Origin of the sequence: Gilliamella apis (assembly GCF_002142155.1) — a bacterium.
Classification (GTDB): domain Bacteria; phylum Pseudomonadota; class Gammaproteobacteria; order Enterobacterales; family Orbaceae; genus Gilliamella; species Gilliamella apis.
In genome coordinates, this window is record NZ_NASD01000022.1 from 1 (window position 1) to 13,714 (window position 13,714).

11 protein-coding genes are annotated in these 13,714 nt (G+C 33.5%); 6 read left to right on the top strand and 5 right to left on the bottom strand.

Annotated elements, in window-relative coordinates:
* Nucleotides 1–193: 193 nt before the first annotated feature.
* The 4 genes from B6C84_RS09550 to cspE all read left to right on the top strand — a co-directional run bounded on the left by B6C84_RS09550 (nt 194) and on the right by cspE (nt 3,651).
* Entirely contained in the window at nt 194–1,570 is a 1,377-nt protein-coding gene (locus tag B6C84_RS09550; protein ID WP_133052742.1) for a hypothetical protein, read from the top strand.
* Nucleotides 1,571–1,711: 141 nt separating this feature from the next.
* On the top strand, nt 1,712–2,266 hold the full coding sequence (locus B6C84_RS09555) for a hypothetical protein (protein WP_131798795.1): 555 nt from the start codon (nt 1,712–1,714) through the stop codon (nt 2,264–2,266).
* A gap of 71 nt (nt 2,267–2,337) precedes the next feature.
* Nucleotides 2,338–3,147, top strand: coding sequence for a pyrroline-5-carboxylate reductase (gene proC / locus B6C84_RS09560; RefSeq protein WP_065579253.1), 810 nt, complete (start codon nt 2,338–2,340; stop codon nt 3,145–3,147).
* Nucleotides 3,148–3,441: 294 nt separating this feature from the next.
* A complete protein-coding gene (gene cspE / locus B6C84_RS09565) occupies nt 3,442–3,651 on the top strand; it encodes a transcription antiterminator/RNA stability regulator CspE (RefSeq protein ID WP_065579252.1) in 210 nt (69 codons plus the stop codon).
* Between the two features lie 426 nt (nt 3,652–4,077).
* Here the strand turns inward: cspE and B6C84_RS09570 are convergent, their stop codons facing one another.
* The 3 genes from B6C84_RS09570 to B6C84_RS09580 form a co-directional block, all read right to left on the bottom strand.
* Complete coding sequence (locus tag B6C84_RS09570; protein ID WP_065613298.1) at nt 4,078–4,560, bottom strand: thermonuclease family protein; 483 nt, start codon at nt 4,558–4,560, stop codon at nt 4,078–4,080.
* A gap of 93 nt (nt 4,561–4,653) precedes the next feature.
* Nucleotides 4,654–5,175: a bifunctional 3-hydroxydecanoyl-ACP dehydratase/trans-2-decenoyl-ACP isomerase gene (fabA, locus tag B6C84_RS09575; protein WP_065579250.1), complete on the bottom strand. Its 522-nt coding sequence runs from the start codon at nt 5,173–5,175 to the stop codon at nt 4,654–4,656.
* Between the two features lie 137 nt (nt 5,176–5,312).
* The gene (locus B6C84_RS09580; protein WP_425319289.1) at nt 5,313–6,950 is read right to left on the bottom strand and encodes an AAA family ATPase; all 1,638 of its coding nucleotides are present in this window, start codon (nt 6,948–6,950) and stop codon (nt 5,313–5,315) included.
* 328 nt (nt 6,951–7,278) lie between these two features.
* On the opposite strand from B6C84_RS09580, the gene B6C84_RS09585 reads away from it, so the two are divergent.
* A complete protein-coding gene (locus B6C84_RS09585) occupies nt 7,279–9,051 on the top strand; it encodes a DUF3413 domain-containing protein (protein ID WP_086354246.1) in 1,773 nt (590 codons plus the stop codon).
* A 25-nt stretch (nt 9,052–9,076) separates the two neighbouring features.
* Here the strand turns inward: B6C84_RS09585 and lipA are convergent, their stop codons facing one another.
* Both lipA and lipB read right to left on the bottom strand, forming a co-directional pair.
* Nucleotides 9,077–10,036 (bottom strand): lipoyl synthase, encoded by a 960-nt coding sequence (lipA, locus tag B6C84_RS09590; protein WP_065579248.1) that lies wholly within the window; start codon nt 10,034–10,036, stop codon nt 9,077–9,079.
* A gap of 10 nt (nt 10,037–10,046) precedes the next feature.
* Nucleotides 10,047–10,667 carry a lipoyl(octanoyl) transferase LipB gene (gene lipB, locus B6C84_RS09595; protein WP_086354245.1) on the bottom strand — a complete coding sequence of 207 codons (621 nt, stop codon included), beginning with the start codon at nt 10,665–10,667 and terminating at the stop codon, nt 10,047–10,049.
* A gap of 376 nt (nt 10,668–11,043) precedes the next feature.
* On the opposite strand from lipB, the gene aceE reads away from it, so the two are divergent.
* Nucleotides 11,044–13,710, top strand: a complete 2,667-nt coding sequence (gene aceE, locus B6C84_RS09600; RefSeq protein ID WP_086354244.1) for a pyruvate dehydrogenase (acetyl-transferring), homodimeric type — start codon at nt 11,044–11,046, stop codon at nt 13,708–13,710.
* Nucleotides 13,711–13,714: the final 4 nt, after the last annotated feature.

Below are 13,714 nucleotides of genomic sequence, written 5' to 3' on the forward strand. Positions count from 1 at the left end.
ATTTTTACAAAAAAAGATAGTTTCAAAATTTAATACATATCTATTTTCAATATTTAATTCTAACATCTATTTTTTATTCAGTAGCTTTCTGAGCGACAAAATTTATAAATTTTGCTTCATATTGCAAAAAAGGGGGGAAAATAAGCGAAAATTTTCAATTGCATTATTTATCTTACTATTACTAAACTTATTAATGATAGAAGAGGTATTTGCTTTAACTTCCCAAACTGCGAATGTGGTACATGGTAGTAGCCCTTATATTAGTTTTGACGGAGGATATACAGCTACGGATTCCGTCTTACCATTAATATCAATAACATTACCAGAAAATAAGGTAATAAATTCTGTAGAGGATAGATCAACACCTTCAAATCCAATATTTATAAATAAAGTATCTCCAATATTCAGCGATATTAATACTTATTTGCCCCATGATAAATACCCATCAGTGGGGTTGTCTAATATAATATTAACTAATGATTTTTGGGCTGATAATGATGGAGATGAATTAAGTTTTATTACCGGAAATTTCAATGTGAAATGGCAAAATTCATTAGGTGAGGATGTAACTGAGTTTATCAAATCAAATCCAAATAGTGATTTAGACGCTTGTAAATCTCCTTATAAATTAACAATTACTGTAGATGACGGAATTTTGGTTAGCAATTATGGTATTCCAAAACAAGGTAATTTTAATGGAGGTAGCCATAGTTATTATATTTCTACAAATTCACCGAAAGCATGTTATGCAAAACCAAGTATTTTAAATGGTACAGGAGTTTTTTTAGGTCCTCCTGAACAATGGGATGCAAATAAAGGTTTTAAACGTCAAAATATTGCAATTCCTGATAGCAATTTTCCGACTACTGGTTCACATGGTTTAGATTTTGAACTATTACTTGAGGGAGTAACTTCTCAACAAGTGATATTAGTTAATGGTACAACTATTTCGCCGATATTAGGAAATGGTGTTTCTATATTATTAACACCTAAAAGTAATAATGTTCTAAATATTAAATTACTTGGCCCTAATCATAAATCAGCATCTAAAATATTTTCACCATCATTATTTAAAATTTATGCTGATAATGCAAAAAAACAGCTATTGTATAGTTTTAATCTATCTCGTTGGTATATAGCTAATCCTGAAGGAGCAAGAGAAAAAGGGGAAGTCAATACAACCTTTGAGACTGCTAAAATTTATTGTCAGCAGTTAGGCGCCTATCGATTACCTAGTGTTCGAGATTATAGCAATGGTAATAGTGTAGACTGGCATGAAGGGATACCTAACTTTAATCATTTTGAATATCAACGCCGCATTAGTTATAAAAACACTCAATCACAATGGGTTGGTGGCATTTTTAACGAATGGGGGATGACTTATACTAATGAAGGTGAATATATAGATAGTGATTGGCTTTATTGGCATGGCTATTGGAGTAGTGATGTATATGTTGATGGAAATCCATATTATGTAGATCCAAGTGTTTTAGGTGGAGGTAGTGGTATTGTTCATGCCTATCCTGCTACTTATCCAAATATCAGAGTTGCATGTGTAAATGCATATTAGTATATCAATTAGTAAGCTTGTAGTGCGTAGCACACCAAGCATTGAATTTAGTAACAAATGTATTACGAACCTTATTGTGCATAGCACGGTAAGGTTCGCCATGTCATCTACTTAAAAAATATACAGTTAAAATAATTAGTAATGAATATTGAAGATAAAATTAAATTAACAGAACAATCTTTAGCAATATACTTTATCAAGGATAGTGGGATATTTTGTCGAATGTATAATGAGTCAGCGTATATAGTGACCCATTTACTAAAGCATAAACTAAAATTGCAAGTCAAACAAATTAAAAAAATGAATAACCAATTTATTATAAGTTGTGGGCTTCCAATAGATAGCGTTTTAAGCCGTTTTCCTGATGTAAAACAGACTGACTGGGGATATATTTTATCTAAAAAGTTTGATATGAGTTGTTATCAGGACTGGCGTTTATATCAAATTCATCAGGCTAAAGCTAAAATGGTAAAAGATAGCCAATACTCTCAATATGAGAACATATATAATAATCAAAAAATCAATGGGATAGAGTTATTAAGTGAAAACTTTAGATTAACAGCGGAACAAGTAGTATATTTATTAAAGCGAAAAGAGGGTAAGTATCCAACCAACTTTGATCATAACTTTTTATCGGAGCTAGCATTAAATATTAGATCATTTTCTCAAAAACATTTATCGGGTAAAACTAAATAGCAAACTTTGAGTATTTATTGAAAAATGTACTATAATTATCCAACTGACTTTTTTGATAGAGGTGTAAATAAATGGAACAGCGCATAGGTTTTATCGGTATAGGTAACATGGGGAATGCTATTTTACAAGGTATTTTGGTAAGTAATATTGTACCTGGCTCGCAAATTTATGTTTATGACCCTCACCTTGAAAAAGGCCAAGCTTTAAATCAGTCTTACTCAATTAATAATTTGGCTTCGGCAAGGGATGTGGCACGAGAATCGGATATTGTCTTTGTTGCCGTCAAACCTAACATTATTGCTGATGTATTAAGTGATATTCAAAAAGAATTAAAAAAGAATACTATTGTTATCTCCATTGCAGCTGGTGTAACAATTAAAACTATAGCGAAATGTGTTGGTTATGAGCAAAAAATAGTGAGGGTAATGCCAAATACTCCAGCATTAGTCAATGCCGCTATGTGTTCAATAACACCTAATACAGAAGTTACTGATGAAGAATTAGCTATTGTGCAGAAATTATTAAATTGTATCGGTGAAACAGAAGTCGTACCTGAATATTTAATTGATGCCGTAGTAGGAGCAAGTGGTTCCTCTCCCGCTTTTGTGTTTATGTTTATTGAAGCGCTTGCTGATGGAGCAGTTAAAGGTGGTTTATCTAGAAAACAAGCGTATAAATTTGCCGCACAGGCAGTATTGGGATCGGCAAAATTACTACTTGAAACAGGTAAGCATCCTGGCGAGTTAAAAGATATGGTTTGTTCACCTGCTGGTACGACAATTGAAGGTGTACAAATGTTAGAGGCAAAAGGATTTAGGGCTGCCATCATTGAGGCTGTAGATGCTGCTATTAAAAAATCTAAAGAATTAGCAGAAAAATAAAAAATTAATATGTTTAATAACAATTGGTTACTAATCATGTTAGGAAAATTTACAAATTAAAAAAAACATTGCTTGTATTGTTCATCTTTTTATGAGTTAATAGTCGCCAGCATATTACATGCAGATTTATTTTGTAACATTTAGATTTATGCAGTTTGTAGTTTACTTTAATCACGTTTGTATTAGTTTTCTTCAGTCTTGTCTTCTCTTTGTTAATAAGTAGTCTAGGTTTTATGTTTTCAAGTATTGCCTTTTATGGTAGAGATTAATTTATTTATTTATAGGAAGATTATTATGTCTAAAAAAACTGGTCAAGTTAAATGGTTCAATGAAAGTAAAGGTTTTGGTTTTATTTCTCCTTCAGACGGAAGTAAAGATGTGTTTGTTCACTTCTCTGCGATTTCTGGTGATGGTTTTAAAACTCTAGGCGAAGGTCAACAAGTAGAATTTTCTATCCAAGATAGTGCTCGTGGTCCAGCTGCTGCTGATGTTACAATCATCTAACTGATTGTTTAATCTTGCCAGTAATTTTTTACTGGTAAGATTCTCTTCTATTATAGAACTTACCTTATTCCATTCTTCATTCTTATATTATCCCAATAACATCAATAAAATTTTAATTTCATAAAATTAGTAATTTAGAAATAAAGATTCAAAAAAATAAGTCCTATTTTAACTTTATTTGGTTTATCTTCGGTCTGTATGGCTGAATTAATTGAAAATTGTAAAACTTATTTTGATAAAGTGGATAGTATCTGATGATGAACTTAATTAACGACAAACGGCTTTGATTGAGCAAAATTTAGAATTATCCAAATAACTGTTTTCGGCGATTCCAGCTGAAAAACAAGGGGAAGGTTATAATCAGACAAAAGAAACATTACAACCATTTGAAGCTATGTTATCTAGTAAAAAATAAAAAATTTAAAATCATTTATTACGATAACGAAATTCCCACGGCGCTATAGGATGTTTATCTTTCCATAGTCCTTTTTTATTTTGTTTAGCTTTTGACTCAAGTTTCAACATATCTTTATTTTTTACGACGCCTTTATAGCGATAAGCCCATGCAAAACCATTTTCTACCATTTTTGCATTAATATTGATTTTTGCTAGGTATATGGTTCCCAGTGTACGCTGATAGATATCTTTATTGCTTTCTTGAACAAAAACATTTTTTCCGGCAATTAATGAAGCTAAATATTTTCTTGACGCATTACCATATGCTTGACGGCTTTCTGGTGCATCAATATCAAGCAAACGAACGCGTATTTTTTGTTTTTTTAGCGTGAGTATATCTACAGTATCACCATCAATAACTTTAACCACTTTACCGTTAAAATCAGCTTGAACTTGACTAATTACAATTAAGGATAATACAAGTGAGAGTAAAAATTTTCGAAAAAAGTACATTATAGGCCAGCTTTAGAATAGCAAATAAAAAAATACTCCCTGCTAATATTCAGTTAATCACTGACACTAAACAAGGAGTTATATTTTCAGGAATTAAAATTCAGAAGTATCTTTAAATAAACCTACTTTAAGATCAGTTGCTTCGTAAATTAATTTACCATCAACATAAACTTCACCATCACCGATACCCATAATTAATTTACGGTTAATAACGCGTTTAAAATTAATTTTATAAGTAACTTTTTTATTATGAGGTAATATTTGGCCTTTTAATTTTAATTCACCAACACCAAGTGCCCGACCTTTACCTTTACCACCAATCCAGCCTAAATAAAATCCGACTAATTGCCATAATGCATCAAGCCCAAGACAACCAGGCATTACTGGATCATTTTTGAAATGACATTTAAAAAACCATAAATCAGGATTAATATCTAATTCAGCTTCAACATAGCCTTTACCAAAACTACCACCGTCTTCGTTCATTTCGATAACACGATCCATCATTAGCATTAAATCAGAAGGTAATGGCGGTCCATCATGGCCAAATAATTCACTATTGCCTGATTTAATCAAATCTGCTTTATCATACGAAGATTTACGTTCAAATGTCATAAAAAAACCTTTTATTTTGTTGTCATTACATGATTGCATATAAAATAATTATTAAATATAAAACAAATAATTATTATAATCTGTAAAATTTTACATTAATATTTGATTGATTCCATCAATGGAATTTGGGTTTCAGTTTATTGTGTATTGTTACTTTTTGCAATTTTTTTCCAGCGACTGAGCCAACCATCGTGTTTTCTATCTTGAACTAACATTGATTGCATACGCGCATGGATCAATTTATAAAGACTAATTTTGTTTTCATCCTTAAAAGGAATACCGGTTAATAAATAGAGTGCCTCAGCGACATGTTCTACAGCCCAAATTGAAAATTTATCATTGTTAATAGCCTCAATAACCTCATCACTTAAACTCAAATGACGTTGATTACTAGCAGGAATAATTACACCCTGTTGACCAGTTAAACCTTGATGCTGACAAACAGCAAAAAAACCTTCGATTTTTTCATTTACGCCACCAATTGATTGAACATGACCAAATTGGTCAACCGATCCTGTGACCGCTAATTGTTGATCGATAGGTTGATTAGACAGTGCGCTAATAAGAGCGCAAAGACCGGCAAGAGAGGCGCTATCGCCATCAATTTCACTATATGATTGTTCAAAAACCAAAGATGTAGAAAATGGCAGTTGATGATTAATGGCAAACTCCGACATAACAAATGCTTGCATAATCATCATTCCTTTCGAATGAATATTACCTGCAAGATCGGTTTTACGTTCGATATCAATCAATTCACCGTCACCAAAATGAACTAAACAGCTTAAACGTGTTGGTTCGCCGATGGCTTTAGGATAGCCCGGGTACTCAATAACCGATAAGCCATTAATCTGGCCAACTACTTGCGATTTAGTATCAATCATGATTTGATTGGTAAAGAATTCATCATGGAATCGCTCGGTTAAATAATTTTCTCGCCATGTTTGCTGTTCTAAAGCTTTGCTGACTGCTAATGTATCAATATTCTCATTTTGTACAAAATAAGATGAATTTATTAATAATGATTGAATCCACTCAATGCTGAGCGGTAGATAATACTGATCACCTGTATATCTTGTTGCATGCTTGTAAATTTTAGCAAAAGCTGTTTTTTCAATTTTTGGTAATGCTAGTTGGCGACTAATAAATTGTAAATAATTCATCCAATCATTGATTTGCCGAGATTCAGTTACTTTTAATTCACTTTCAAATTCAGCATAAATAGAAGATGAATAAAATTCAGGTTCAAATTCCTGTAATTCTGCTAAAGATAATCTATCACCAACTAAGATGATGCGTAGATCTAACGGCATGGCTGGAATCAATAATGGTAATGGGTGCGAATCATCTGCTGAAAACCATTCAAAGGTTTGCGACATAACCATTTGTTTTAATTTAGTCCAAATAATTGGTTGAGCAAGCAGAGAACGTAAGCCTAAAATTAAAACGCCACCATTAGCTTGGTGAACTAATCCCGCTTGTAATTTAATTGGACTGTTTTCTGGTTGGCGAACACAACCAAAAAGTTTTTCAATGTCAACTACTGTTGCCGTTAAACAGTCATCTTGAACAGCAAAATTATCTTGTTTACTTTTCGCTTGCGTTAATGTGATTTTATTTTCACTAAAGTAATAACTATAACCTAGCGTTGTAGCAGTTAAACTTGGTTTAACGGATTGTTTAAGGAGATCGAAAAAAAGTTCGCTTTCAGAGGCTTTTAGTAACATAAAACGCGAACGATAATGTGTATTACTATTTTTACATAATAGTGACACGGCAGCGGCAACTCGAGGTTGCCATGATAGTACATTTGTTAATCCTTCACTGAATAAATCGGTTTTAATATCGTTATTATTTAAAATGTAATTTATATCAGGTTGGACTTCTTGAGAGTTGAGTTGTTTGATTGCCAAAGTATTGTCTTTTCTATTAGCTATATTATTAAATTAAATTATAACAAGTATCGATTATAACGCCAACAAATAACCCATCCCTTTGTGCTAACAAATAAAAAAATTACAGAAAGATTTTTAAAAATCAGTTAAACTGTAGGGCAAATTTAGTTTAGTTTTTCTTGATTACTACCACTAACAACAATTAAATATGCTCAAACTCAAAAATAATCATATCAAAGACGACCAAACCTCGCAGATAGTCAGTTGGGGGCATTGGTTTACCCTATTTAATATTTTTGTTGTTATTGTCCTTGGTAGTCAATATTTGTTAATTGCTGACTGGCCTCGAACTTTTATGGGTCGTTTTTATGCAATCATTAGTGCTATAGGACATTTTAGTTTTCTCACTTTTATAGCCTATTTAATTTTACTGTTTCCACTAAGCTTTTTTATTCACTCTTCTCGTTGGCAGCGAATCATTGCTACTGTCGTCGCTACAATAGGAATTAGTTTACTTCTGATTGATATTGAAGTGTTTTCTCATTTTAGAATGCACCTTAATCTATCTATATGGCAATTATTTACTTCGGACAAAACCTCTTTTTTAAATAGTGCTTTTATTCTTATCCCTTTTATTCTTTTAATTGAGATATTATTTGCCATTTGGAGTTGGAAAAAGTTACGTAGCTTAAGTAAACGGAAACGTTATGCTAGACCAGTTGTTATCGGTTTTATTCTTTGTTTTGTTTCATCACATTTAATTCATATTTGGGCTGATGCTAATTTCTATCGCCCAATAACTATGCAACGTTCAAGTTTACCGCTCTCTTATCCATTAACTGCTCGTCACCTTTTGGAGCGTTATGGATTTATTGCCGAAAATGATTACCGAAATAGAACTATTCAGGAAGGTAATCCATTTGCAATTGCTATTGAATATCCATTGGATAGAATTAGTTTTGATGAAAAGCAAAATAAGAAGAATGTTTTAATAATCAATATTGATGGTTGGAATAATCAATTATTAGCGAACAATATGCCTTGGCTTAAGGAATTTGCTAATCAGAATATTAATTTTATTAATCATTATGCTGCCAGTAGTCAGGCTTATTTAAATAATTTCTCACTATTTTATGGTTTAGATCCTAATTACTATAATAGTATCCTTGCTGGTCATAAGACGTCGGTTTTATTCGATACAGTAACCAAACAGCATTATAACCTCGGTTTATTCTCTGCTGACGGTTTTTCTGAACCTCTTTATCGTTATGCATTATTGTCTAACTTCTCAATCCCTGATGGTAAAAAACAAAGCAATAAGCTTACTACTGATTATTGGATGGCATGGCATGACGAACAAAACAAACTTGAGAATCATGCGCCTTTATTTTCTGTCATACAATATTCTCTTGTTACTAAAAATAAAAAAATACCAGTAATGGAATTAGAATCAGAGGCTAAAAAACTCGATCAATATTTAGAATCTTTGATTGCTTATTTAAAATTATCCAATGCATATGAGGACACGATAATAATTATTACTGGTTCAAATGATCTAAAAATAGATGAAGCCAAAAAATTAGTATCGCATAATACTGAAAATAGCTTTAATCGTGAGGTATTGAAAGTGCCATTGATTATTTCATGGCCAGGTAGGGAAATAAAACAAATTAGTACTATTACCTCACAAACAGATATCTTAAGAACATTAATGCAAGATGCATTTAATGTTACCACTCCAGCGCAGCAGTACAGTCAGGGTCGAAATTTATTTAATCAGTCTAATCGGGAATGGATTTTAGCGGGTAGTGAAAATCAAATTGCTGCGCTTTATGATCATAATACTGTGGTTATTGATGCATTTGGGCGGTCTAAAATTTATGATTTAAACGGTAAACAATTGAAAGGCGAAAAAATTAGCTTACCAATCTTCTTACAAATTGTTACCGAAAATCGTCGCTTTATTGTTGTTGATAATTAATTGCTAAATTTGTAAGAGGTGATATTTATTTCACCTCTTTTCCCATTGCTTGCAAATCGGCATGATAAGAAGAACGGACAAACGGCCCACAAGCAGCATGAGTGAATCCCATTGCCAAAGCAGTCTGTTTTAATTCTTCAAATTCTTGAGGTGATACATAACGCTCCACTGGTAAATGATATTTACTCGGTTGTAGATACTGACCTAAAGTTAACATAGTCACGCCATTACTGCGTAAATCTTTTAGTACTTGAATGAGTTCTTCATTTGTTTCACCTAATCCAACCATTAAACCTGATTTTGTTGGAATATCTGGATGTCTTTCTTTGAAAGAAGCAAGTAATTTTAGCGATCCTTCATAATTAGCTCCAGGACGAATTTTTTTGTATAAACGAGGAATGTTCTCCAAATTATGGTTAAACACATCTGGTGGATTTTCGCTTAAAACCTCTACCGCTTCATCAATACACCCTCTGAAATCAGGTGTTAATGTTTCAACTTTGATATTCGGACTTAATGCGCGAATTTCTTGAGTACAAGATGCAAAATGGCTAGCCCCTCCATCTTTTAAATCGTCTCGGTCAACAGATGTTATAACTACATAACGTAATTTCATCTCTTGAATCGTTAATGCAAGTTTATTTGGTTCTTCACGGTCAGGTGGTAATGGACGCCCATGAGCAACATCACAGAAAGGACAACGGCGAGTACAAATATCGCCTAAAATCATAAAAGTTGCTGTACCGTGATTAAAGCATTCGGCCAAATTTGGGCAAGATGCTTCTTCGCACACTGAATGTAATCCATGCTTACGCATAGTGTTTTTAATATGGGCAATATTATCGTTATGAGCAGATAATTTAATTCTCATCCAATCAGGTTTTTTTAATGGAGCGACTTCCTCAACCGTAATGGTTGGGATGAGACGCGTTTTATCAGCGTCACGATATTTGGAACTACGGATTTGATTTTCAGTATTTTGCATATTTAATATCTTAGTTGTTTGGTAACTGATTAATAAAATTATCAGTTAATAACCGGTTAATCTCTTGACGATCAATTTGTGCAATATGATGCTTCATATGAGTCATTTTTAAACCTGCATAGCCACACGGATTGATATAATTAAACGGTGTTAAATCCATATCAATATTCAGCGCTAAACCATGTAATGTACATCCATGCTTAATATGTAATCCTAGTGAGCAGATTTTTTGTTGATTGATATAGACGCCAGGTGCATCCGATTTTGAATAAGCGGTAATGTTATAGTGTTGTAAAGTTTGAATAACACTATTTTCTAAATAACTAACCATATCTCGTATGCCTATTTTACGTCTTTTTAAATCAAACAAAATATACATAATTTGTTGGCCAGGGGCATGATAGGTAATTTGACCGCCACGATCAGTTTGTACCACTGGAATGTCAGTAGCGGTTAGTAAATGTTCAGGTTTACCAACTTTACCTTGAGTAAAAACCGGTAAATGCTCAACAAGCCAGATTTCGTCAATAGTTTGCGCATTACGCTGATTAGTAAAATTGTGCATAGCTTGATAAGTTGACAAATAGGGCATCGTTCCCAACTGTTTAATTATCACGTTGTTATTTGGCATAGTTTGCGTTTATTCAGTCATCATTTATCAATAAATTAACAACTATATAGCAGATTTTACTATAACTTGACAACCGCTAAGTATTCAAGGTATAACTCACAGGGTAATATTCTTTCCAATCTCATGAGTTAAATTGACTTATATCAAATAATTATCTATTAATCTAAATTAATGATTGAAATAGTTGATTGTTTTAATAGGAATTAACATTCTTTTCTAGACGGTGGTTTGCTTTACTTTTTAATGGAAAATGGCAGACTTATATCATTAAAGCATCCGTAATGCGAAAGTTGGAGCTTGTAATTTTAGTTATGGCGTCTGTTATAGCTAAGGATAGCAAAAACTGCATTTTTTAAAACAAAAAAGAGGTTTTTATATGTCGGACATGCAAATGAATGATATCGATCCAGTTGAAACTAAAGATTGGCTGGAAAGTTTAGATTCTATTATTCGTGAAGAAGGCGTCGAACGTGCCCAATATATTATTGAGCAAATTGTCAATAAAGCCAGAGATGGTGGAGTTCCTTTACTTTTCGGTTCATCAACTAGTAACTATATTAATACTATCCCTGTCGATGAACAACCAGCCTATCCAGGTGATTGGGAAATTGAAAGACGCATCCGTTCCATTGTTCGTTGGAATGCAATGATGATGGTTCTTCGAGCTTCTAAAAAAGATTTAGAACTGGGTGGTCACATGGCATCATTCCAATCTGCAGCGACATTTTATGAAGTCTGTTTTAACCATTTTTTCCGTGCTCGCAATGAAAAAGATGGTGGTGACTTAATTTATTTCCAAGGTCATATCTCTCCAGGTATTTATTCTCGGGCATTTATTGAAGGCCGATTAACCGAAGAACAATTAGATAATTTCCGTCAAGAAGTGCATGGTAAAGGATTATCATCTTATCCTCATCCAAAATTAATGCCTGAGTTTTGGCAATTTCCAACTGTTTCAATGGGATTAGGCCCAGTTAGTGCTATTTACCAAGCTCGCTTTTTAAAATATCTGAATCATCGTGGATTGAAAGATACCACTGAACAAACCGTTTACGCATTTTTAGGTGATGGCGAGATGGATGAGCCAGAATCAAAAGGTGCAATTACAATTGCTACACGTGAAAAATTGGATAACTTAGTATTTGTCATTAACTGTAATTTACAACGCTTAGATGGTCCAGTTACCGGTAATGGCAAAATTGTTAATGAATTAGAAGGCGTATTTGCTGGTGCTGGTTGGAATGTAATTAAAGTGCTTTGGGGTGATCGCTGGGATAAATTATTACAAAAAGATAAATCAGGAAAATTAATTCGCTTAATGAATGAAACGCTTGATGGTGATTACCAAACCTTTAAATCTAAAGATGGTGCTTATGTTCGTGAGCATTTCTTTGGTAAATATCCAGAAACTGCAGAATTAGTAAAAGATATGTCTGATGAAGAAATATTCAGACTTAATCGTGGTGGTCAAGATCCTGAAAAAATGTTTGCAGCATTTGCTAGAGCAAAAGAAACCAAAGATCGTCCAACAGTGATTTTAGCACATACTATTAAAGGTTATGGTATGGGTGCAGCAGCAGAAGCTAAGAACATTGCGCACCAAGTGAAAAAAATGAATATGGATGGTGTTCGTCATGTTCGTGACTTCTTCAATATTCCAGTTACTGATGATGCACTTGAAAAATTACCTTACATTAAATTTGAAGAACATACTCCTGAATACAAATATATTCATGAACGTCGTCAAGCCCTACATGGTTATGTGCCGTCAAGATTGACTAAATTCTCAGGAACTGTATCAATTCCTCCTTTAACTGAATTTGCACCATTACTTGAAGCGCAATCGAAAGAAATTTCAACCACAATTGCCTTTGTTCGTGCACTTAACATTATGTTAAAAGATAAAGAATTAGCGCCTCGTTTAGTGCCGATTCTTGCTGACGAAGCTCGTACCTTTGGGATGGAAGGCTTATTCCGTCAGATAGGGATTTATAATCCACATGGTCAACAATATACGCCGCAAGATAAAGAACAAGTTGCTTACTATCGTGAAGACGAGAAAGGCCAAATCTTGCAAGAAGGCATTAATGAATGTGGCGCAACTGCATCATGGATTGCCGCGGCAACATCGTACAGCACTAATGATTACCCAATGATTCCATTTTACATCTATTACTCAATGTTTGGTTTCCAACGTATTGGTGATTTGATGTGGGCAGCTGGTGATCAACAAGCGCGTGGCTTTATGATCGGCGGTACTTCTGGCCGAACAACCTTAAATGGTGAAGGCTTACAACATCAAGATGGTCATAGTCATATTCAAGCGTTAACTATCCCTAACTGTGTATCTTATGATCCGGCTTATGCATATGAAGTTGCTGTTATTATGCAAGATGGTTTACGTCGCATGTATGGTGAACAAGAAAATGTTTACTATTATATTACTACACTTAATGAAAACTATGCTCAACCTGCAATGCCAGAAGGGGCAGAAGAGGGTATCCGTCGTGGTATTTATAAATTAGATACTGTTGAAGGACAACAAGGTAAACCTACTGTTCAATTATTAGGTTCTGGTTCAATATTACGCCATGTTCGTGAAGCTGCAGATATTCTAGCTAAAAATTACGGTATTAGCTCAGAAGTGTATAGTGTAACTTCGTTCACCGAATTAGCTAGAGATGGTCAAGATTGTGAACGTTACAATATGTTACATCCGAGTGAACCAGCGAAAGTTCCTTATGTTGCTCAAATAATGAATAATAATCCAGCAGTTGTTTCAACTGATTATATGAAACTTTATGCAGAACAAATTCGTGGATTTGTACCCGCAGAAAGCTACAGAGTATTAGGTACTGATGGATTTGGTCGCAGTGACAGCCGAGAAAATTTACGTCATCATTTTGAAGTCGATGCATCTTATGTTGTGATTGCCGCATTAGGAGAACTAGCTAAACGTGGTGATATTCAAACAAGTGTTGTTGAAGACGCGATTAAAAAGTTCGACATCAATGCTGATAAGCTCAATCCACGTAATGCATAAGAGG